The sequence below is a fragment of the Enterobacter cloacae complex sp. SHL018 genome (assembly GCF_049237905.1).
Taxonomy (GTDB): Bacteria; Pseudomonadota; Gammaproteobacteria; order Enterobacterales; family Enterobacteriaceae; genus Enterobacter; species Enterobacter hormaechei_C.
The window spans coordinates 1-20,310 of sequence record NZ_JBMKJE010000006.1 but is presented as its reverse complement, the minus strand read 5'-3'; the positions used below and the strand labels follow the sequence as shown (position 1 = coordinate 20,310).

General features: G+C 50.7%; 35 protein-coding genes. 29 read left to right on the top strand and 6 right to left on the bottom strand.

Annotation, left to right across the window (positions count from 1 at the left end):
• The first annotated feature begins 10 nt into the window (after positions 1-10).
• The 23 genes from rplP to ACOTY5_RS19365 all read left to right on the top strand — a co-directional run bounded on the left by rplP (position 11) and on the right by ACOTY5_RS19365 (position 10,739).
• The gene (gene rplP / locus ACOTY5_RS19475) at positions 11-421 is read left to right on the top strand and encodes a 50S ribosomal protein L16 (protein WP_002919759.1); all 411 of its coding nucleotides are present in this window, start codon (positions 11-13) and stop codon (positions 419-421) included.
• Positions 421-612, top strand: a complete 192-nt coding sequence (gene rpmC, locus ACOTY5_RS19470; protein ID WP_003863282.1) for a 50S ribosomal protein L29 — start codon at positions 421-423, stop codon at positions 610-612. Before rplP ends, rpmC begins: the two co-directional genes overlap by 1 nt.
• Positions 612-866, top strand: coding sequence for a 30S ribosomal protein S17 (gene rpsQ / locus ACOTY5_RS19465; RefSeq protein WP_002438707.1), 255 nt, complete (start codon positions 612-614; stop codon positions 864-866). The genes rpmC and rpsQ overlap by 1 nt, the downstream gene beginning before the upstream one ends.
• 166 nt (positions 867-1,032) lie before the next feature.
• Complete coding sequence (rplN, locus tag ACOTY5_RS19460) at positions 1,033-1,404, top strand: 50S ribosomal protein L14 (RefSeq protein WP_002919748.1); 372 nt, start codon at positions 1,033-1,035, stop codon at positions 1,402-1,404.
• Between the two features lie 10 nt (positions 1,405-1,414).
• A complete protein-coding gene (gene rplX, locus ACOTY5_RS19455; RefSeq protein WP_003863287.1) occupies positions 1,415-1,729 on the top strand; it encodes a 50S ribosomal protein L24 in 315 nt (104 codons plus the stop codon).
• Positions 1,730-1,743: 14 nt separating this feature from the next.
• Complete coding sequence (gene rplE, locus ACOTY5_RS19450; protein ID WP_003863290.1) at positions 1,744-2,283, top strand: 50S ribosomal protein L5; 540 nt, start codon at positions 1,744-1,746, stop codon at positions 2,281-2,283.
• A 14-nt stretch (positions 2,284-2,297) separates the two neighbouring features.
• Positions 2,298-2,603, top strand: coding sequence for a 30S ribosomal protein S14 (rpsN, locus tag ACOTY5_RS19445; protein WP_003863291.1), 306 nt, complete (start codon positions 2,298-2,300; stop codon positions 2,601-2,603).
• Between the two features lie 30 nt (positions 2,604-2,633).
• A complete protein-coding gene (rpsH, locus tag ACOTY5_RS19440; RefSeq protein WP_006178918.1) occupies positions 2,634-3,026 on the top strand; it encodes a 30S ribosomal protein S8 in 393 nt (130 codons plus the stop codon).
• 12 nt (positions 3,027-3,038) lie between these two features.
• Positions 3,039-3,572 carry a 50S ribosomal protein L6 gene (gene rplF, locus ACOTY5_RS19435; protein ID WP_006178917.1) on the top strand — a complete coding sequence of 178 codons (534 nt, stop codon included), beginning with the start codon at positions 3,039-3,041 and terminating at the stop codon, positions 3,570-3,572.
• Positions 3,573-3,581: 9 nt separating this feature from the next.
• Positions 3,582-3,935 (top strand): 50S ribosomal protein L18, encoded by a 354-nt coding sequence (gene rplR, locus ACOTY5_RS19430; protein ID WP_003863297.1) that lies wholly within the window; start codon positions 3,582-3,584, stop codon positions 3,933-3,935.
• A 14-nt stretch (positions 3,936-3,949) separates the two neighbouring features.
• Positions 3,950-4,450, top strand: coding sequence for a 30S ribosomal protein S5 (gene rpsE / locus ACOTY5_RS19425; protein WP_003863299.1), 501 nt, complete (start codon positions 3,950-3,952; stop codon positions 4,448-4,450).
• A gap of 6 nt (positions 4,451-4,456) precedes the next feature.
• Positions 4,457-4,636, top strand: coding sequence for a 50S ribosomal protein L30 (rpmD, locus tag ACOTY5_RS19420; RefSeq protein WP_003863301.1), 180 nt, complete (start codon positions 4,457-4,459; stop codon positions 4,634-4,636).
• 3 nt (positions 4,637-4,639) lie between these two features.
• A complete protein-coding gene (gene rplO / locus ACOTY5_RS19415; protein ID WP_003863304.1) occupies positions 4,640-5,074 on the top strand; it encodes a 50S ribosomal protein L15 in 435 nt (144 codons plus the stop codon).
• A gap of 7 nt (positions 5,075-5,081) precedes the next feature.
• On the top strand, positions 5,082-6,413 hold the full coding sequence (gene secY, locus ACOTY5_RS19410) for a preprotein translocase subunit SecY (protein WP_003863305.1): 1,332 nt from the start codon (positions 5,082-5,084) through the stop codon (positions 6,411-6,413).
• A 31-nt stretch (positions 6,414-6,444) separates the two neighbouring features.
• A complete protein-coding gene (rpmJ, locus tag ACOTY5_RS19405; RefSeq protein ID WP_000868187.1) occupies positions 6,445-6,561 on the top strand; it encodes a 50S ribosomal protein L36 in 117 nt (38 codons plus the stop codon).
• A 146-nt stretch (positions 6,562-6,707) separates the two neighbouring features.
• A complete protein-coding gene (gene rpsM, locus ACOTY5_RS19400; RefSeq protein WP_003863308.1) occupies positions 6,708-7,064 on the top strand; it encodes a 30S ribosomal protein S13 in 357 nt (118 codons plus the stop codon).
• Positions 7,065-7,080: 16 nt separating this feature from the next.
• The gene (gene rpsK, locus ACOTY5_RS19395; RefSeq protein ID WP_003863312.1) at positions 7,081-7,470 is read left to right on the top strand and encodes a 30S ribosomal protein S11; all 390 of its coding nucleotides are present in this window, start codon (positions 7,081-7,083) and stop codon (positions 7,468-7,470) included.
• A gap of 32 nt (positions 7,471-7,502) precedes the next feature.
• A complete protein-coding gene (gene rpsD / locus ACOTY5_RS19390) occupies positions 7,503-8,123 on the top strand; it encodes a 30S ribosomal protein S4 (protein ID WP_003863314.1) in 621 nt (206 codons plus the stop codon).
• A 25-nt stretch (positions 8,124-8,148) separates the two neighbouring features.
• Positions 8,149-9,138 (top strand): DNA-directed RNA polymerase subunit alpha, encoded by a 990-nt coding sequence (locus tag ACOTY5_RS19385; RefSeq protein WP_002919219.1) that lies wholly within the window; start codon positions 8,149-8,151, stop codon positions 9,136-9,138.
• A gap of 40 nt (positions 9,139-9,178) precedes the next feature.
• Positions 9,179-9,562, top strand: coding sequence for a 50S ribosomal protein L17 (rplQ, locus tag ACOTY5_RS19380; protein WP_001216368.1), 384 nt, complete (start codon positions 9,179-9,181; stop codon positions 9,560-9,562).
• 107 nt (positions 9,563-9,669) lie between these two features.
• On the top strand, positions 9,670-10,038 hold the full coding sequence (locus tag ACOTY5_RS19375; protein WP_023295520.1) for a DUF1992 domain-containing protein: 369 nt from the start codon (positions 9,670-9,672) through the stop codon (positions 10,036-10,038).
• Positions 10,039-10,040: 2 nt separating this feature from the next.
• Positions 10,041-10,466, top strand: coding sequence for a Zn(2+)-responsive transcriptional regulator (gene zntR / locus ACOTY5_RS19370; protein WP_003863328.1), 426 nt, complete (start codon positions 10,041-10,043; stop codon positions 10,464-10,466).
• A 57-nt stretch (positions 10,467-10,523) separates the two neighbouring features.
• A complete protein-coding gene (locus ACOTY5_RS19365; RefSeq protein WP_017383729.1) occupies positions 10,524-10,739 on the top strand; it encodes an alternative ribosome-rescue factor A in 216 nt (71 codons plus the stop codon).
• Here the strand turns inward: ACOTY5_RS19365 and mscL are convergent, their stop codons facing one another.
• From mscL to def, 5 genes are all read right to left on the bottom strand, one after another.
• Entirely contained in the window at positions 10,740-11,153 is a 414-nt protein-coding gene (gene mscL, locus ACOTY5_RS19360; RefSeq protein WP_003863335.1) for a large-conductance mechanosensitive channel protein MscL, read from the bottom strand. It lies immediately after the preceding gene.
• Positions 11,154-11,299: 146 nt separating this feature from the next.
• A complete protein-coding gene (trkA, locus tag ACOTY5_RS19355; RefSeq protein ID WP_003863337.1) occupies positions 11,300-12,676 on the bottom strand; it encodes a Trk system potassium transporter TrkA in 1,377 nt (458 codons plus the stop codon).
• A gap of 22 nt (positions 12,677-12,698) precedes the next feature.
• On the bottom strand, positions 12,699-13,985 hold the full coding sequence (gene rsmB, locus ACOTY5_RS19350) for a 16S rRNA (cytosine(967)-C(5))-methyltransferase RsmB (RefSeq protein ID WP_032682266.1): 1,287 nt from the start codon (positions 13,983-13,985) through the stop codon (positions 12,699-12,701).
• A 52-nt stretch (positions 13,986-14,037) separates the two neighbouring features.
• On the bottom strand, positions 14,038-14,985 hold the full coding sequence (gene fmt, locus ACOTY5_RS19345) for a methionyl-tRNA formyltransferase (RefSeq protein ID WP_017693884.1): 948 nt from the start codon (positions 14,983-14,985) through the stop codon (positions 14,038-14,040).
• 24 nt (positions 14,986-15,009) lie between these two features.
• A complete protein-coding gene (gene def / locus ACOTY5_RS19340; protein WP_015571402.1) occupies positions 15,010-15,519 on the bottom strand; it encodes a peptide deformylase in 510 nt (169 codons plus the stop codon).
• A gap of 127 nt (positions 15,520-15,646) precedes the next feature.
• Here def and dprA point away from each other — a divergent pair, with 127 nt between their 5' ends.
• From dprA to ACOTY5_RS19310, 6 genes are read left to right on the top strand one after another with little or no spacing between them, the layout of a single operon-like run.
• Positions 15,647-16,771, top strand: a complete 1,125-nt coding sequence (gene dprA, locus ACOTY5_RS19335) for a DNA-protecting protein DprA (RefSeq protein ID WP_032649694.1) — start codon at positions 15,647-15,649, stop codon at positions 16,769-16,771.
• Entirely contained in the window at positions 16,743-17,216 is a 474-nt protein-coding gene (gene smg / locus ACOTY5_RS19330; protein WP_000460665.1) for a DUF494 family protein Smg, read from the top strand. The genes dprA and smg overlap by 29 nt, the downstream gene beginning before the upstream one ends.
• A 26-nt stretch (positions 17,217-17,242) precedes the next feature.
• Positions 17,243-17,797: a type I DNA topoisomerase gene (locus ACOTY5_RS19325; protein WP_045142205.1), complete on the top strand. Its 555-nt coding sequence runs from the start codon at positions 17,243-17,245 to the stop codon at positions 17,795-17,797.
• Complete coding sequence (tsaC, locus tag ACOTY5_RS19320; protein WP_017383724.1) at positions 17,790-18,362, top strand: L-threonylcarbamoyladenylate synthase type 1 TsaC; 573 nt, start codon at positions 17,790-17,792, stop codon at positions 18,360-18,362. The genes ACOTY5_RS19325 and tsaC overlap by 8 nt, the downstream gene beginning before the upstream one ends.
• Positions 18,363-18,366: 4 nt before the next feature.
• Complete coding sequence (gene aroE, locus ACOTY5_RS19315) at positions 18,367-19,185, top strand: shikimate dehydrogenase (RefSeq protein WP_015571399.1); 819 nt, start codon at positions 18,367-18,369, stop codon at positions 19,183-19,185.
• Positions 19,182-19,430: a DUF1488 domain-containing protein gene (locus tag ACOTY5_RS19310; RefSeq protein ID WP_015571398.1), complete on the top strand. Its 249-nt coding sequence runs from the start codon at positions 19,182-19,184 to the stop codon at positions 19,428-19,430. Before aroE ends, ACOTY5_RS19310 begins: the two co-directional genes overlap by 4 nt.
• On the opposite strand, the gene ACOTY5_RS19305 is transcribed toward ACOTY5_RS19310, so the two are convergent.
• The gene (locus tag ACOTY5_RS19305; RefSeq protein ID WP_003863357.1) at positions 19,406-19,960 is read right to left on the bottom strand and encodes a gamma carbonic anhydrase family protein; all 555 of its coding nucleotides are present in this window, start codon (positions 19,958-19,960) and stop codon (positions 19,406-19,408) included. The genes ACOTY5_RS19310 and ACOTY5_RS19305 overlap by 25 nt on opposite strands.
• Positions 19,961-20,310: the final 350 nt, after the last annotated feature.

The following is a 20,310-nucleotide window of genomic DNA, read 5'->3' as shown; positions in this document are numbered from 1 at the left end:
AGCGTCGCTGATGTTACAACCAAAGCGTACAAAATTCCGTAAAGTGCACAAAGGCCGCAACCGTGGTCTGGCGCAGGGTACGGATGTTAGCTTCGGCACTTTCGGTCTGAAAGCTGTTGGCCGTGGTCGTCTGACTGCACGTCAGATCGAAGCAGCACGTCGTGCAATGACCCGTGCAGTTAAGCGTCAAGGTAAGATCTGGATCCGTGTATTCCCGGACAAACCGATCACCGAGAAGCCACTGGAAGTTCGTATGGGTAAAGGTAAAGGTAACGTGGAGTACTGGGTTGCCTTGATCCAACCGGGCAAAGTCCTTTATGAAATGGACGGTGTTCCGGAAGAGCTGGCCCGTGAAGCCTTCGGCCTGGCAGCAGCGAAACTGCCTATCAAAACCACCTTTGTAACTAAGACGGTGATGTAATGAAAGCAAAAGAGCTGCGTGAAAAAAGCGTTGAAGAGCTGAACGCTGAGCTGCTGAACCTGCTGCGTGAGCAGTTCAACCTGCGTATGCAGGCTGCAAGTGGCCAGCTGCAACAGACTCACCTGCTGAAGCAAGTGCGTCGCAATGTTGCGCGCGTTAAGACTTTACTGACTCAGAAGGCGGGTGCGTAATGACCGATAAAATCCGTACTCTGCAAGGTCGTGTTGTTAGCGATAAAATGGAGAAATCCATTGTTGTAGCTATCGAACGTTTTGTGAAACACCCGATCTACGGTAAATTCATCAAGCGTACGACCAAACTGCACGTACATGACGAGAACAACGAATGTGGTATCGGCGACAAGGTTGAAATCCGTGAATGCCGTCCACTGTCCAAGACTAAGTCCTGGACGCTGGTTCGCGTTGTAGAGAAAGCGGTTCTGTAATAGAGTACGCATTCTCAATACGAATAAACGGCTCAGCGATGAGCCGTTTATTTTTTCTACCCATATTGCAGAAGCGGTGTTATAATGCCGCGCCCTCGATATGGGGCTTTTTAACGGCTCTGATTTTAGAGTCTCAGGTAGTAGTTGACATTAGCGGAGCACTAAAATGATCCAAGAACAGACTATGCTGAACGTCGCCGACAACTCCGGTGCACGTCGCGTAATGTGTATCAAGGTTCTGGGTGGCTCGCACCGTCGCTACGCAGGCGTAGGCGACATCATCAAGATCACCATCAAGGAAGCAATTCCACGTGGTAAGGTCAAAAAAGGTGATGTGCTGAAGGCGGTAGTGGTGCGCACCAAGAAGGGTGTTCGTCGCCCTGACGGTTCTGTCATTCGCTTCGATGGTAATGCATGCGTTATTTTAAACAATAACAGCGAGCAGCCTATCGGCACGCGTATCTTTGGGCCGGTAACTCGTGAACTTCGTACTGAGAAGTTCATGAAAATTATCTCTCTGGCACCAGAAGTACTCTAAGGAGCGAATCATGGCAGCGAAAATCCGTCGTGATGACGAAGTTATCGTGTTAACCGGTAAAGATAAAGGTAAACGCGGTAAAGTAAAAAATGTTCTGTCTTCCGGCAAACTTGTCGTTGAAGGTATCAACCTGGTTAAGAAACATCAGAAGCCGGTTCCGGCCCTGAACCAACCAGGCGGCATCGTTGAAAAAGAAGCTGCTATTCAGGTTTCTAACGTTGCAATCTTCAATGCGGCTACCGGCAAGGCTGACCGTGTAGGCTTTAGATTCGAAGACGGTAAAAAAGTCCGTTTCTTCAAATCTAACAGCGAAACTATCAAGTAATTTGGAGTAGTACGATGGCGAAACTGCATGATTACTACAAAGACGAAGTAGTTAACAAACTCATGACTGAGTTTAACTACAATTCTGTCATGCAAGTCCCTCGGGTCGAGAAGATCACCCTGAACATGGGTGTTGGTGAAGCGATCGCTGACAAGAAACTGCTGGATAACGCAGCAGCTGACCTGACAGCAATCTCCGGTCAAAAACCGCTGATCACCAAAGCACGCAAATCTGTTGCAGGCTTCAAAATCCGTCAGGGCTATCCGATCGGCTGTAAAGTAACTCTGCGTGGCGAACGCATGTGGGAGTTCCTTGAGCGCCTGATCACTATTGCTGTTCCACGTATCCGTGACTTCCGTGGCCTGTCCGCTAAGTCTTTCGACGGTCGTGGTAACTACAGCATGGGTGTCCGTGAGCAGATCATCTTCCCAGAAATCGACTACGATAAAGTCGACCGCGTGCGTGGTTTGGATATTACCATTACCACTACTGCGAAATCTGATGAAGAAGGCCGTGCTCTGCTGGCTGCCTTTGACTTCCCGTTCCGCAAGTAAGGTAGGGTTACTGAATGGCTAAGCAATCAATGAAAGCACGCGAAGTAAAGCGCGTAGCTTTAGCTGATAAATTCTTCGCTAAACGCGCTGAACTGAAAGCGATCATTTCTGATGTGAACGCTTCCGACGAAGATCGTTGGAATGCGGTTCTCAAGCTGCAGTCTCTGCCGCGTGATTCCAGCCCGTCTCGTCAGCGTAACCGCTGTCGTCAAACAGGTCGTCCACATGGTTATGTGGGCAAGTTTGGGTTGAGCCGTATCAAACTGCGTGAAGCCGCCATGCGCGGTGAAGTGCCAGGCTTGAAAAAGGCTAGCTGGTAATTACCAATTGAATCACGGGAGTAAAGACAGATGAGCATGCAAGATCCGATCGCGGATATGCTGACCCGTATCCGTAACGGTCAGGCCGCGAACAAAGTTGCGGTCACCATGCCTTCCGCCAAGCTGAAAGTGGCAATTGCCAACGTGCTGAAGGAAGAAGGTTTTATCGAAGATTTTAAAGTTGAAGGCGACACCAAGCCGGAACTGGAACTTACTCTCAAGTATTTCCAGGGTAAAGCTGTTGTAGAAAGCATTCAGCGTGTCAGCCGCCCAGGCCTGCGCATCTATAAGAAAAAAGATGAGCTGCCAAAAGTAATGGCTGGTCTTGGTATCGCAGTTGTTTCTACCTCTAAAGGTGTTATGACTGATCGTGCAGCGCGCCAGGCTGGTCTTGGTGGCGAAATTATCTGCTACGTAGCCTAATCGGAGGAAAGAATGTCTCGTGTTGCTAAAGCACCGGTCGTTATTCCTGCCGGCGTTGATGTAAAAATCGACGGTCAGGTTATTACGATCAAAGGTAAAAACGGCGAGCTGACTCGTACCCTCAACAATGCTGTTGAAGTTAAACATGCAGATAACGCTCTGACCTTCGGTCCACGTGATGGTTTCGTGGATGGATGGGCTCAGGCTGGTACCGCGCGTGCCCTGCTGAACTCAATGGTTGTTGGTGTTACCGAAGGCTTCACTAAAAAGCTTCAGCTGGTTGGTGTAGGTTATCGTGCAGCTATCAAAGGGAATGCAGTAGGCCTGTCTCTGGGCTTCTCACACCCTGTTGAGCATCCGCTGCCGGCCGGTATCACTGCAGAATGTCCGACTCAGACTGAAATCGTGCTGAAAGGCGCTGATAAACAGCTGATCGGTCAGGTTGCAGCAGATCTGCGCGCCTACCGTCGTCCTGAGCCTTATAAAGGCAAGGGTGTTCGTTACGCCGACGAAGTCGTGCGTACCAAAGAGGCTAAGAAGAAGTAAGGTAACACTATGGATAAGAAATCTGCTCGTATCCGTCGTGCGACCCGCGCACGCCGCAAGCTCAAAGAGCTGGGTGCAACTCGCCTGGTGGTACATCGTACCCCGCGTCATATTTACGCACAGGTAATTGCACCGAACGGTTCTGAAGTTCTGGTAGCTGCTTCTACTGTAGAAAAAGCTATCTCAGAACAATTGAAGTATACCGGTAACAAAGACGCCGCAGCAGCTGTAGGTAAAGCTGTCGCTGAACGCGCTCTGGAAAAAGGCATCAGCAATGTTTCCTTTGACCGTTCCGGGTTCCAATATCATGGTCGTGTCCAGGCACTGGCAGATGCTGCCCGTGAAGCTGGCCTTCAGTTCTAAGGTAGAGGTGTAAGATGGCTCACATCGAAAAACAGGCTGGCGAACTGCAGGAAAAGCTGATCGCGGTAAACCGCGTATCTAAAACCGTTAAAGGTGGTCGTATTTTCTCCTTCACAGCTCTGACTGTAGTGGGTGATGGTAACGGTCGCGTTGGTTTTGGTTACGGTAAAGCGCGTGAAGTTCCAGCAGCGATCCAGAAAGCGATGGAAAAAGCCCGTCGCAATATGATTAACGTCGCGCTGAACAACGGTACCCTGCAACACCCAGTTAAAGGTGTTCACACGGGTTCTCGTGTATTCATGCAGCCAGCTTCCGAAGGTACCGGTATCATCGCCGGTGGTGCAATGCGCGCCGTTCTGGAAGTTGCTGGAGTTCATAACGTTCTGGCTAAAGCATATGGTTCCACCAACCCGATCAACGTGGTTCGTGCAACTATTGATGGCCTGGAAAATATGAATTCTCCAGAAATGGTCGCTGCCAAGCGTGGTAAATCCGTTGAAGAAATTCTGGGGTAATTGACCATGGCAAAGACTATTAAAATCACTCAAACCCGCAGTGCAATCGGTCGTCTGCCGAAACACAAGGCAACGCTGCTTGGCCTGGGTCTGCGTCGTATTGGTCATACCGTTGAGCGCGAGGATACTCCTGCTGTTCGTGGTATGGTCAACGCGGTTTACTTCATGGTTAAAGTTGAGGAGTAAGAGATGCGTTTAAATACTCTGTCTCCGGCCGAAGGCTCTAAAAAGGCGGGTAAACGCCTGGGTCGTGGTATCGGTTCTGGCCTCGGCAAAACCGGTGGTCGTGGTCACAAAGGTCAGAACTCTCGTTCTGGCGGTGGCGTACGTCGCGGTTTCGAGGGTGGCCAGATGCCACTGTACCGTCGTCTGCCGAAGTTCGGCTTCACCTCTCGCAAAGCAGCGATCACAGCGGAAATCCGTCTGTCTGACCTGGCGAAAGTTGAAGGCGGCGTTGTAGACCTGAACACGCTGAAAGCGGCTAACATTATCGGTATCCAGATCGAGTTCGCGAAAGTGATCCTGGCTGGTGAAGTTTCTACTCCGGTAACTGTTCGTGGCCTGCGTGTTACTAAAGGTGCTCGTGCTGCTATCGAAGCTGCTGGCGGTAAAATTGAGGAATAAGTAGCAGATGGCTAAGCAACCGGGATTAGATTTTCAAAGTGCCAAAGGTGGATTTGGCGAGCTGAAACGCAGACTGCTGTTTGTAATCGGCGCGCTGATTGTGTTCCGTATTGGCTCTTTTATTCCGATCCCTGGTATTGATGCCGCTGTACTTGCCAAACTGCTTGAGCAACAGCGAGGCACCATCATTGAAATGTTCAACATGTTCTCTGGTGGTGCTCTCAGCCGTGCTTCTATTTTCGCACTGGGTATTATGCCGTACATTTCGGCATCGATTATTATCCAGCTGCTGACGGTCGTTCATCCGGCCCTGGCAGAGTTGAAGAAAGAAGGGGAGTCTGGACGTCGTAAGATTAGCCAGTACACCCGTTACGGCACTCTGGTGCTGGCAATATTCCAGTCGATCGGTATTGCTACCGGTCTTCCGAATATGCCTGGTATGCAGGGCCTGGTATTAAACCCAGGCTTTGCATTCTATTTCACCGCTGTTGTAAGTCTGGTCACAGGGACCATGTTCCTGATGTGGCTCGGCGAACAGATTACTGAACGAGGTATCGGTAACGGTATCTCAATCATTATCTTCGCCGGTATCGTTGCGGGTCTCCCGCCGGCCATCGCCCATACTATCGAGCAAGCGCGTCAAGGCGACCTGCACTTCCTCCTGTTGCTGTTGGTTGCAGTATTAGTATTTGCAGTGACGTTCTTTGTTGTCTTCGTTGAACGTGGTCAACGCCGCATTGTGGTGAACTACGCTAAACGTCAGCAGGGTCGTCGTGTCTATGCTGCACAGAGCACACATTTACCGCTGAAAGTGAATATGGCGGGGGTTATCCCGGCTATCTTCGCTTCCAGTATTATTCTGTTCCCGGCAACCATCGCGTCATGGTTCGGGGGCGGTACTGGTTGGAACTGGCTGACAACAATTTCGCTGTATTTGCAGCCTGGGCAACCACTTTATGTGTTACTCTATGCGTCTGCGATCATCTTCTTCTGTTTCTTCTACACGGCGTTGGTCTTCAACCCGCGTGAAACAGCAGATAACCTGAAGAAGTCCGGTGCATTTGTACCAGGAATTCGTCCGGGAGAGCAAACGGCGAAGTATATCGATAAAGTAATGACTCGCCTGACTTTGGTTGGTGCGCTTTATATTACTTTTATCTGCCTGATCCCGGAGTTCATGCGTGATGCAATGAAAGTACCGTTCTACTTCGGTGGGACCTCACTGCTTATCGTTGTGGTCGTGATTATGGACTTTATGGCTCAAGTGCAAACTCTGATGATGTCCAGTCAGTATGAGTCTGCATTGAAGAAGGCGAACCTGAAAGGCTACGGCCGCTAACTGGTCGCCTGAGAAGTTACGGAGAGTAAAAATGAAAGTTCGTGCTTCCGTCAAGAAATTATGCCGTAACTGCAAAATCGTTAAGCGTGATGGTGTCATCCGTGTGATTTGCAGTGCCGAGCCGAAGCATAAACAGCGCCAAGGCTGATTATTTCGCATATTTTTCTTGCAAAGTTGGGTTGAGCTGGCTAGATTAGCCAGCCAATCTTTTGTATGTCTGTACGTTTCCATTTGAGTATCCTGAAAACGGGCTTTTCAGCATGGTGCGTACATATTAAATAGTAGGAGTGCATAGTGGCCCGTATAGCAGGCATTAACATTCCTGATCAGAAACATGCTGTGATCGCATTAACTTCGATCTATGGCGTCGGCAAGACCCGTTCTAAAGCCATTCTGGCTGCAGCGGGTATCGCTGAAGATGTTAAGATCAGTGAGCTGTCTGAAGAACAAATCGACACGCTGCGTGACGAAGTTGCCAAATTTGTCGTTGAAGGTGATCTGCGCCGTGAAATCAGCATGAGCATCAAGCGCCTGATGGATCTTGGTTGCTATCGCGGTTTGCGTCATCGTCGTGGTCTGCCAGTGCGCGGTCAGCGTACTAAGACCAACGCTCGTACCCGTAAGGGTCCGCGCAAACCGATCAAGAAATAATCGGGGTGATTGAATAATGGCAAAGGCACCAGTTCGTGCACGTAAACGTGTAAGAAAACAAGTCTCTGACGGCGTGGCTCATATCCATGCTTCTTTCAACAACACCATCGTTACTATTACTGATCGTCAGGGTAACGCATTGGGTTGGGCAACAGCCGGTGGTTCCGGTTTCCGTGGTTCTCGCAAATCCACTCCGTTCGCAGCTCAGGTTGCAGCAGAGCGTTGCGCTGAAGCCGTAAAAGAATACGGCATCAAGAATCTGGAAGTTATGGTTAAAGGTCCGGGTCCGGGTCGTGAATCTACTGTTCGCGCTCTGAACGCCGCTGGTTTCCGCATCACGAATATTACTGATGTGACTCCGATCCCTCATAACGGTTGTCGTCCGCCGAAAAAACGTCGCGTATAACGCTCGTTTTTTAGGTTAGTTGGAGATAGAAAATGGCAAGATATTTGGGTCCTAAGCTCAAGCTGAGCCGTCGTGAGGGCACCGACTTATTCCTTAAGTCTGGCGTTCGCGCGATCGATACCAAGTGTAAAATTGAACAAGCTCCTGGCCAGCACGGTGCGCGTAAACCGCGTCTGTCTGACTATGGTGTGCAGTTGCGTGAAAAGCAAAAAGTTCGCCGTATCTACGGTGTGCTGGAGCGTCAGTTCCGTAACTACTATAAAGAAGCAGCACGTCTGAAAGGCAACACAGGTGAAAACCTGCTGGCTCTGCTGGAAGGTCGTCTGGACAACGTTGTATACCGTATGGGCTTCGGCGCGACTCGTGCTGAATCACGCCAGCTGGTTAGCCATAAAGCAATCATGGTAAACGGTCGTGTTGTTAACATCGCTTCTTATCAGGTTAAAGCGAATGACGTTGTTAGCATTCGTGAGAAAGCGAAAAAGCAATCTCGCGTGAAAGCCGCTCTGGAGCTGGCTGAGCAGCGTGAAAAGCCAACCTGGCTGGAAGTTGATGCTGGCAAGATGGAAGGTACGTTCAAGCGTCAGCCAGAACGTTCTGATCTGTCTGCGGACATTAACGAACACCTGATCGTCGAGCTTTACTCCAAGTAAAGCTTAGTACCAAAGAGAGGACACAATGCAGGGTTCTGTGACAGAGTTTCTAAAACCGCGCCTGGTAGATATCGAGCAAGTGAGTTCGACGCACGCCAAGGTGACCCTTGAGCCTTTAGAGCGTGGCTTTGGCCATACTCTGGGTAACGCACTGCGCCGTATTCTGCTCTCATCGATGCCGGGTTGCGCGGTGACCGAGGTTGAGATTGATGGTGTACTTCATGAGTACAGCACCAAAGAAGGCGTTCAGGAAGATATCCTTGAAATCCTGCTCAACCTGAAAGGGCTGGCGGTGAGAGTTCAGGGTAAAGATGAAGTTATTCTTACTCTGAATAAATCTGGCATTGGCCCTGTGACTGCAGCCGACATCACCCACGACGGTGATGTTGAAATCGTCAAGCCGCAGCACGTGATCTGCCACCTGACCGATGAGAACGCAGCTATTAGCATGCGTATCAAAGTTCAGCGCGGTCGTGGTTATGTGCCGGCTTCTGCCCGAATTCATTCGGAAGAAGATGAGCGCCCAATCGGCCGTCTGCTGGTCGACGCATGTTACAGCCCTGTAGAGCGTATTGCCTACAATGTTGAAGCAGCGCGTGTAGAACAGCGTACCGACCTGGACAAGCTGGTCATCGAAATGGAAACCAATGGCACAATCGATCCTGAAGAGGCGATTCGTCGTGCGGCAACCATCCTGGCAGAACAACTGGAAGCTTTCGTTGACTTACGTGATGTACGTCAGCCGGAAGTGAAAGAAGAGAAACCAGAATTCGATCCGATCCTGCTGCGCCCTGTTGACGATCTGGAATTGACTGTCCGCTCTGCTAACTGCCTCAAGGCAGAAGCTATCCACTATATCGGTGATCTGGTACAGCGTACCGAGGTTGAGTTGCTGAAAACGCCGAACCTGGGTAAAAAATCTCTTACCGAGATTAAAGACGTGCTGGCTTCACGTGGTCTGTCTCTGGGCATGCGCCTGGAAAACTGGCCACCGGCAAGCATTGCTGACGAGTAACCGGATCACAGGTTAAGGTTTTACTGAGAAGGATAAGGTCATGCGCCATCGTAAGAGTGGTCGTCAACTGAACCGCAACAGCAGCCATCGCCAGGCTATGTTCCGCAACATGGCAGGTTCACTGGTTCGTCATGAAATCATCAAGACGACCCTGCCTAAAGCGAAAGAGCTGCGTCGCGTAGTTGAGCCGCTGATTACTCTTGCCAAGACTGACAGCGTTGCTAATCGTCGTCTGGCATTCGCCCGTACTCGTGATAACGAGATCGTGGCAAAACTGTTTAACGAACTGGGCCCGCGTTTCGCGAGCCGTGCCGGTGGTTACACTCGCATTCTGAAGTGTGGCTTCCGTGCAGGCGACAACGCGCCGATGGCTTACATCGAGCTGGTTGATCGTTCAGAGAAAGCAGAAGCTGCTGCAGAGTAATCTGTAGTAACGTAAAAAAACCCGCCTCGGCGGGTTTTTTTATATCCGCAGAATCTCCACTTATCTACAATGTCTGTATCTTTTCTGCTCACCCCCTGGAGTTCATTATGTGGTTGCTCGATCAGTGGGCTGAACGCCATATTTGCGATGCCCAAAACAAAGGCGAGTTCGAAAATCTTCCCGGTAGCGGTGAGCCGCTGATTCTGGACGATGATTCACATATTCCCCCTGAATTACGGGCCGGTTATCGCTTACTGAAAAACGCAGGTTGTTTACCGCCTGAACTTCAGCAACGCAATGAAGCCGTCGAGCTTGCCGATCTGCTTAAAGGCATTCATAAGAATGACCCGCGGTACTCCGAAATCAGTCGTCGGTTGGCGCTCATCGAGCTAAAACTGCGCCAGACGGGAATGAATACTGACTTTTTGCATGGTGAGTACAGTGAAAGGTTAATGCAAAAAATAAACGAGGAGTAGCCATGTACCGCATAGGTGAACTTGCGAAGCTTGCTAACGTAACGCCGGATACTATCCGCTACTACGAAAAGCAGCAGATGATCGATCATGAGGTCAGAACGGAAGGTGGATTTCGCCTTTATACGGATAACGACCTGCAACGCCTTCGTTTTATCCGCTATGCACGGCAACTCGGCTTCACGCTGGAGTCGATCCGTGAACTGCTGTCGATCCGTATCGATCCTGAACATCATACGTGTCAGGAATCTAAAAGCATCGTTCAGGCCCGGCTGGATGAAGTTGAAGGACGCATTCAGGAGCTGCAAGCCATGCAGCGATCTCTGCAAAGGTTAAATGACGCGTGCTGCGGTACCGCTCATAGCAGTGTTTATTGCTCAATACTGGAAGCTCTTGAACAGGGCGCCAGTAGTGAAACTCAGGGTTGTTGATTTTTTATCAGCCAGGGACTAGACTCCCGCCGACATTAACTATGCTCAGGAGAAATGATGAGCCGCTATCAGCATACGAAGGGACAAATTAAGGATAACGCCATTGAGGCATTGCTTCACGACCCGCTTTTCAGACAGCGTGTTGAGAAGAACAAGAAAGGAAAAGGGAGTTATTTACGTAAAGGTAAACATGCACAACGGGGTAACTGGGAGGCCAGTGGCAAGCAAGCTAATCGCTTTTTTACCACTGGCCTTTCTGTTTCTGTCGCCTGATTAAACGCGGTTGTTCTGCTCTTTTAACAGATCGCGAATTTCAGTCAGTAAGACTTCTTCTTTAGTTGGTGCTGGCGGGGCAGCAGCCGGTTCTTCTTTTTTACGGTTAAGTCTGTTGATAAGTTTGATCGCCATGAAAATGGCAAATGCCACGATCACGAAATCAAATACGTTCTGAATGAATACGCCATAGTGCATTACAACCGCAGGGATATCGCCCTGAGCCTCCCGAAGGGTGAAGGCGAACTGTTTGAAATCAATGCCTCCAATCAACAGTCCTAACGGCGGCATAATAATGTCGGCGACTAATGATGAAACGATCTTACCGAACGCCGCACCAATAATGACACCCACAGCCAAATCCACCACATTCCCGCGCATCGCAAATTCGCGAAACTCTTTAATAAAACTCATTATGTTCTCCTTGTGCCAGCTGACGCCTATAAGTTTAACAAATGATTAGCTAATTGCCATTGGGGATAAATAATCGTTATGAAAAATAAAAGGCATGAAAATTAGAAGGTTAATATTTGGGTGCTCTCGTCTGAGCACCCAAATCATTACAGGAAGAACGGGCTTGGCTGGAATAAACGCTCGACGTCGGTAATAAATTTTTTATCGGTCAGGAACATAATAACGTGGTCACCCTGCTCAATACGTAAATTATCATTGGCGATCATGACATCGTTACCTCGCACTACGGCGCCGATAATGGTGCCTGGTGGAAGTTTAATTTCGTCGATCGCGCGACCAACAACGCGCGACGTCGTTTCATCCCCATGAGCGACGGCTTCAATGGCTTCAGCAACACCACGACGAAGAGACGACACGCCGACAATATCCGCTTTACGTACATGGCTTAGCAGGGCAGAAATGGTGGCTTGCTGAGGCGAAATAGCAATATCAATTACGCTACCCTGTACCAGGTCGACATAAGCCTTACGCTGGATAAGCACCATTACTTTTTTCGCCCCCATACGTTTAGCGAGCATGGCGGACATAATATTCGCTTCGTCGTCGTTGGTGACGGCAATAAAAAGATCAACCTGATCGATATGCTCTTCGGCCAGCAATTCCTGATCCGAAGCATCGCCATAAAACACGATAGTATTCTGAAGCTTTTCAGCCAGCTCCGACGCGCGCTGTTGATCTCGTTCAATCAGCTTCACGCTGTAGTCTTTTTCCAGCCGTCTCGCCAGACCTGCGCCAATATTACCGCCGCCAACCAGCATAATACGTTTATATGGTTTTTCGAGACGCTGAAGTTCACTCATCACCGCACGGATATGCTGAGAAGCCGCAATAAAGAAGACTTCATCCCCGGCTTCGACAATGGTGGACCCTTGCGGACGAATAGGTCTGTCGTGACGGAAAATCGCCGCAACACGCGTATCGATATGTGGCATATGCTCGCGCATTGTCGACAGGGCATTACCAATCAGCGGGCCGCCGTAATAAGCCTTCACAACCGCCAGGCTTACTTTTCCTTCCGCAAAGTTCACAACCTGCAACGCGCCCGGGTACTCAATCAGACGATAAATACTGTCGATAACCAGCTGTTCAGGGGCAATAAGATGGTCGATAGGTACTGCTTCGGAATTAAACAGCTTTTCCGCATCCCGGACATAGTCCGGGGAGCGAATGCGGGCGATGCGGTTCGGTGTGTTGAAAAGCGAGTAGGCCACCTGACATGCAACCATGTTGGTTTCATCTGAACTGGTTACTGCAACCAGCATGTCGGCATCGTCTGCGCCCGCCTCCCGAAGCACACGTGGGTGAGAGCCGTGCCCCTGTACAACACGAAGATCAAACTTGTCCTGCAAAACGCGCAGGCGATCGCCATTGGTATCCACAATGGTGATATCGTTGTTTTCGCCCACGAGATTTTCCGCCAGCGTTCCGCCAACTTGCCCTGCGCCCAGAATGATAATTTTCATCTTTCGTGACCTGTTCTCAACATCACTCTTTGATTAGCTTAGCGTAAAAGAAACCATCACCCTCTTCTGCGCCCGGCAGGTTTTGCAGACCCGGGTGCTCAGGCGTCCCCGTATCATGCAGCGTCGCGTCCGGGGTGCGTTTCAGGAAAGCCGCAATTTGCTGACTGTTCTCTTCCGGAAGAACAGAGCAGGTTGCATATACCAGGGTTCCGCCGGGTTTGAGATGCGGCCAGATGGCATCCAGAATTTCGGATTGCAACTGGGCAAGCTCCTTGATATCACGATCGCGACGCAACCATTTGATATCGGGATGACGACGAATCACGCCGGTTGCAGAGCAGGGGGCGTCCAGCAAAATACGATCGAACCGGGTATCACCACACCAGTCTGCGGGTTTACGTCCATCGCCTTGCTTAACCTGTGCTTTCATACCCAGACGCTTGAGGTTGTCATAGACGCGTGAAAGACGCTGCTCATCAACATCCACGGCCATCACGCTGGCCTGCGGCGCCACTTCCAGAATGTGCGTTGTTTTCCCCCCTGGCGCTGCACAGAGATCAAGGATCTGCTCCCCGTCTTTCGGTTCAAGCCAGGTCATGCAGCCCTGAGCGGATGCGTCCTGTACCGTTACCCAGCCCTCTTCAAAACCGGGTAATGCATGTACCGGTGCAGGGGAGGCTAAACGAACCGCATCAGGATAAGCAGCGTGTGTGAAGCCGCTCATTCCGGCCTCTTCCAGCAGGGCCAGCCATGCGTCGCGGGTATGATGGTTACGATTAACGCGTAACCACATCGGCGGACGTTGGTTATTGGCATCAGCAATGTCTTGCCATTGCTGTGGGTAGGCTTTTTTAAGGCGATTCAGCAGCCATTCAGGGTGCAGGAAGCGCGCTTCGCTTTGCGCAAATTCTGCCAGCAGTTCGACCTGCTGACGCTGGAACTGACGCAGCACGCCGTTAATCAATCCTTTCAACTGGGGACGTTTAATCGCAACGGCCCCCTCCACTGTCTCAGCCAGCGCAGCATGAGGTGGAATGCGGGTATGAAGAAGCTGGTAGAAACCGACCATGATCAAATAATGCACGGTACGCTGCTTGCCGCTCATCGGGCGTGACATCAGCTTATTAATTAACCACTCAAGCTGAGAGAGGGTGCGCAGCACGCCAAAGCACAGCTCCTGAAGCAGGGCTTTGTCTTTATCGGAAACCTTTTGTTGCAGTGCAGGCAGGACATTACTCAGTGACTGGCCCTGCTCAATAACCTGCTCAACGGCCTGAGCCGCCATAGTGCGTAGATTTTGTCTTTTCATAACCGTAAAAATAAAAATGCCCGGAAACACCGGGCCTTAAGAGTAAATTTGTTCAGGCAAGGCGATTGCCAGGGATGAACCATTCACGACGGGAATTTAATAGATCCTGCGCGCTCATTGCCTTTTTACCGGCCGGTTGCAGCGATTCAAGATTCAGGATCCCTTCTCCGGTCGCAACCTGGATACCGTTTTTGCTGGCGTCGATAATCGTACCGGGCTCTGCCGAAGTATTGCCGTTAATAACTGAAGCTTTCCAGACTTTCACTGGCTGCTCATCAATCATCAACCAGCTCATCGGCCATGGATTAAAGGCGCGGATACAGCGTTCGAGTTGAGCTGCTGACAGGGACCAGTCGATCCGGGCTTCTTCTTTACTCAGTTTTTCAGCATAGGTCACCTGTGCCTCATCCTGCACTTCAGGTGTCGCTGTATTGTCAGCAAGCTGTTGCAACGTCTCAATCAGCCCCTGCGGACCGAGATCCGCCAGCTTGTCATACAGCGTGGCGCTGGTATCTTCTGCGGTAATGGGACACGCCAGTTTATACAGCATGTCGCCCGTGTCTAAACCTACGTCCATCTTCATGATTGTCACGCCAGTTTCAGCATCGCCTGCCCACAGAGCGCGCTGAATAGGGGCTGCACCACGCCAGCGTGGGAGCAAGGAACCATGAACGTTAACACAGCCCAGGCGGGGCATATCGAGTACCGCTTTCGGCAGAATGAGGCCGTAAGCCACAACTACCATCACGTCAGCGTTCAGGTCTGCCACTAACTGCTGGTTTTCCTGAGGTCGTAATGATGCAGGCTGGAAAACCGGCAAACCATGCGTTTCTGCCAGCACTTTAACCGGGCCAGGCATCAATTTTTTACCGCGGCCAGCCGGACGATCAGGCTGAGTAAATACGCCAACAATCTGATGACCAGACGATAGCAGCGCGTCGAGATGACGCGCCGCAAAATCAGGGGTACCCGCGAAGATTATACGTAGTGATGTAGACACGTTATTCCTTGTATCCGGGGGGCGTTAAGCGCGAGAACGTAAACGATCCAGTTTCTCAACTTTCTGACGAATACGCTGTTGCTTCAGCGGTGAGAGGTAATCGATAAACAGCTTACCGACCAGGTGATCCATCTCATGCTGAATGCAAATCGCCAGCAGATCGTCGGCTTCCAGCTCAAACGGATTGCCGTCACGATCCAGTGCGCGGATTTTAACTTTTTCGGCACGTGGCACCAAAGCGCGCTGTTCAGGGATAGACAGACAGCCTTCCTCAATACCTGTTTCGCCGCTTTTTTCCAGCATCTCAGGGTTGATCAGCACCAGGCGCTCATCACGATTTTCAGAAACGTCGATCACAATAATACGTTTGTGAATGTCTACCTGGGTCGCGGCAAGGCCAATGCCTTCTTCAGCGTACATGGTATCGAACATATCATCGACGATACGCTGAATTTCTGCATTCACTTCTTTAACCGGTTCCGCGACGATGCGAAGGCGCTCGTCAGGAATATGTAACACTTGCAAAACTGCCATAAATTTCCAGAGTCGTGTTCAGGAGTTGATAAGAATATTACTTCTATTCTAGACAAATCCCCGGTCGATTGACAGCATCAGTGACCAATCGCAAAGATTGCTGAGGCTGCTTATGGCAGGGAAAAGGATGACGTCCACAGAGATATGGTTACGGCTTATAAACATCGGGTCGTTATACGGTGACGCGATGCTGGAGATTGCGCAGAGGCTGCTTCGCCAGGCAACCGTCGATGCTGAAGCTGTCAACGCGTCAGGGCTTTTGCCCAAACATGCCGTAAAGTTTTTTTCGTTCAGTGAGAGTGAGCTTGAACGTAGTCTGGAATGGCTGGAACACACCGACAACCACCTTCTCACAGCGGATGATCCTCGCTTTCCGCCATTGTTACGTTCTATACCTGATTTTCCCGGGGCGCTATTTGTGCGAGGCCGCGTTGACGTGCTTAATAGCATGCAGCTTGCGGTTGTGGGCAGCCGTGCGCCCTCGTGGTATGGCGAGCGGTGGGGGAAAATGCTGAGTGAACAGCTATCCCAATGTGGCTTTACGATCACCAGTGGCCTGGCTTGCGGCATCGATGGTGTGGCACATCATGCGGCGTTGTCAGCAAAAGGGCGAAGTGTCGCCGTGCTTGGCAATGGTCTTTTTAGTCTCTATCCGCGTCGTCATCACATTCTGGCTGAGCAACTTATCGCTTCAGAGGGGGCGATAGTATCTGAGTTTTCACTTTCGACATCGCCCAGACCGGGTAACTTTCCACGGCGTAACCGGATCATCAGTGGGTTAAGCCAGGGCGTGCTGGTGGTCGAAGCTGCGATTCGGAGTGGATCGCTGGTTACCGCAAGGTGCGCACTGGAGCAGGGGCGTGAAGTTTTTGCGCTACCCGGCCCGTTGGGGAACCCTGGCTGCGAAGGCCCTCACTGGCTGATAAAACAGGGGGCGACGCTGGTGACCTGTAAAGAGGATATCCTGGAAAATTTGCAATATGGATTGCATTGGTTGCAGGATGATCTCCAAAAGCGACATATTTCATCGGATCAGGAGGCAGTAGCATTGCCATTTCCCAAGCTCCTGGCTAACGTAGGAGATGAGGTAACACCTGTTGACGTTGTCGCTGAACGTGCCGGCCAACCTGTGCCAGTAACGGTAGCACAGCTACTCGAACTGGAGTTAGCAGGGTGGATCGCAGCTGTACCCGGCGGCTATGTCCGATTAAGGAGGGCATGCCATGTTCGACGTACTGATGTATTTGTTTGAGACTTACATCCACAACGAAGCAGAAATGCAGGTGGATCAGGACAAATTAACACGGGATCTGACCGACGCAGGTTTTGAGCGGGAAGATATTTATAATGCGTTGATGTGGCTGGATAAGTTGGCTGATTATCAGGACGGCCTCGCCGAACCGATGCAGCTTGCTTCTGACCCATTGTCTGTGCGCATCTATACAGCTGAAGAGTGTGAAAGGCTGGATGCCAGCTGCCGGGGATTCATTTTATTCCTCGAGCAGATTCAGGTGCTAAACCTCGAAACGAGAGAGATGGTGATAGAGCGCGTCATGGCGCTGGATACTGCTGAATTTGAACTGGAAGATCTCAAATGGGTGATCCTGATGGTTCTATTCAACATCCCAGGCTGTGAAAATGCCTATCAGCAAATGGAAGAATTACTCTTTGAAGTGAATGAAGGTATGCTGCATTAATTCTATGTGCAGCAACAAGAGTTGTTATGGCCAAATCAGCACTCTTCACGGTGCATAAAAACGAGCCCTGCCCACAGTGTGGGGCTGAACTTGTTATTCGGTCCGGGAAACACGGTCCGTTTCTTGGTTGTTCACACTATCCGGAATGTGATTATGTCCGTCCCCTGAAAAGCCAGGCGGACGGACATATCGTCAAAATTCTGGAGGGACAGCTTTGTCCACTCTGTGGCGGCGAACTGGCGCTGCGGCAGGGGCGGTTCGGGATGTTTATCGGATGCAGCCGCTATCCGGAATGTGAACATACGGAACAAATTGATAAACCAGATGAAACGGCAATTGCCTGCCCTCAGTGCCAGCGTGGTCAATTGGTGCAGCGCCGCTCTCGTTATGGCAAGACCTTCCATTCGTGCGATCGCTATCCTGAATGCCAGTTCGTTATCAATTTCAAACCAGTAGCGGGCGTCTGCCCTCATTGCGATTATCCGTTACTTATAGAAAAGAAAACCGCGCAAGGCTTGAAACGCTTTTGCGCCAATAAACAATGTGGAAAGCCGGTTTCGGCGGATCAAATCAGTGAATAATAACCTGCCATCAGGCTCCATCGCGCAGGCGGTGGACATACTGAAAAAAGAAGAAGTCATCGCCTATCCAACAGAAGCCGTTTTCGGGGTCGGGTGCGATCCTGACAGCGAAGTCGCCGTTAACCGTCTGCTGGCGCTAAAACAGCGGCCAGTCGAAAAAGGATTGATTTTGATCGCTGCGAACTACGAGCAGCTTAAGCCTTATATTGATGATTCCATGCTGACACCTGCACAGCGGGAAACCATTTTCTCTGCGTGGCCTGGTCCCGTGACGTTTGTTTTCCCTGCACAACCGACAACGCCGCGCTGGCTAACCGGGCGTTTCGATTCACTCGCGGTACGCGTTACCGACCATCCCTTGGTGGTGGAGTTATGCCAGGCATTTGGTAAACCCCTGGTTTCAACCAGCGCCAACCTGACCGGGCTTCCCCCTTGTCGGACAACAGAAGAAGTTCTGGCGCAGTTCGGGAATGATTTCCCTGTAGCCGTGGGTGAAACTGGGGGTCGTCTTAACCCGTCAGAAATTCGCGATGCCTTGACCGGCGAACGTTTTCGCCAGGGATAATGTTATGGAAACCTATGCTGTTTTTGGTAACCCGATCGCGCACAGCAAGTCGCCTCTGATCCATCAGCTGTTTGCAGAGCAATTGCAGATAGATCACCCGTATGGTCGGGTTCTTGCGCCTGTTGATGCATTTATACCGACGCTGAATAGCTTTTTTGATGCGGGTGGTAAAGGTGCGAACGTCACGGTGCCTTTTAAAGAAGAGGCTTTCGGGCGCGCGGATGAGCTGACCGAGCGTGCCTCGCTCGCTGGTGCCGTCAATACTCTTAAGCGGCTCGAAGATGGTCGCCTTCTGGGCGATAACACCGATGGCATAGGTTTACTCAGCGATCTGGAGCGATTGTCGTTTATTAAACCAGGCTTTCGGATCCTGCTGATCGGCGCGGGTGGCGCGTCGCGCGGCGTATTGCTTCCTCTTCTTTCGCTGGATTGTGCGGTGACAATCACCAACCGTACCTTCTCCAGAGCAGAAGAGCTGGCGGCGTTGTTCGCACACACAGGCAGCGTAACTGCGGTAGCACTTGACGATCTCGCGGGTCACGAATTTGATCTTGTAATTAATGCCACCTCAAGCGGTATTAATGGAGAGATCCCGGCGATTCCTGCATCCCTGGTTCATTCCCACATCTACGCCTATGACATGTTTTATCAAAAAGGGAAAACGCCATTTCTGACCTGGTGTGAACAACAGGGGGCAAAACACGTGGCTGATGGTCTGGGCATGCTGGTGGGGCAGGCGGCTCATGCGGTGCTACTCTGGCATGGCGTGTTACCTGCTGTAGAACCGGTGATCGAAAAGCTGAAACAGGAACTGATGGCATGAATCAGGCGATTCATTTTCCCGACAGAGAAATCTGGGATGAAAATAAGCAAGCGGTTTGTTTCCCGGTGCTGGTGCATGGAATGCAGCTCACCTGTGCGATTAAAGGGGAGACGTTGCATCAGCGCTTTGGTGGTTCAGATCCGTTAGCGGTCTTTTGCGAAAATCGCTGGGATCTGGAAGAGGAAGCCAGCGATTTGATCCGCGATCAGCAGGAAGACGATCAGGGTTGGGTCTGGTTATCCTGATCCAGATAGTCATTCTTCCATTTAACGTAATTGTTCGCTGAGTATTTCAATCCTTCGATCTCCGCCTCTTTTAGGGGGCGGATCTGTTTAACCGGACTGCCTAAATAGAGATAGCCACTTTCCAGACGTTTGTTTTGCGGAACAAGGCTTCCTGCGCCAATCATTACGTCATCTTCTACTATGACGCCATCCAGCAAAATCGATCCCATCCCAACGAGAACCCTGTTACCGATTGTGCAGCCGTGGAGCATCACTTTATGACCGACGGTGACATCTTCCCCAATGATGAGCGGATTGCCCTCAGGGTTATAAGATGACTTATGAGTCACATGCAGCACGCTGCCGTCCTGAATATTGGTGCGTGCACCGATTGCAACGTAGTTAACATCGCCCCGGATCGCGACGAGTGGCCAGATGCTGACATCATCGGCCATGCGAACATCACCAATGACCACGCTGCTGGCATCGATCATCACGCGATCGCCTTTTTGGGGGAACAGATCTTTATAAGGACGTAATACTGCAAACATATCTACCTCGATACAGATGAGTGCTATTAAAGAAGACTTTGATCGTATTCCTGGATCGAGGCAAGGCAAAATGCGTCAATTTTTAAGCGGATCGGGTGGGTTTTCAGCGAAAAGCACGGAAAATCATCAGTTGGAAAAAAAGATCTAAAAAATACTTGTGCTAAAAACTGGGATCCCTATAATGCGCCTCCATCGACACGGCGGATGTGAATCACTTCACAGATAACCCGGTCGGTTGAAGAGAAAAATCCTGAAATAACGGGTTGACTCTGAAAGAGGAAAGCGTAATATACGCCACCTCGCGACAGAGCGCTGAAGCGCGTCGCAACTGCTCTTTAACAATTTATCAG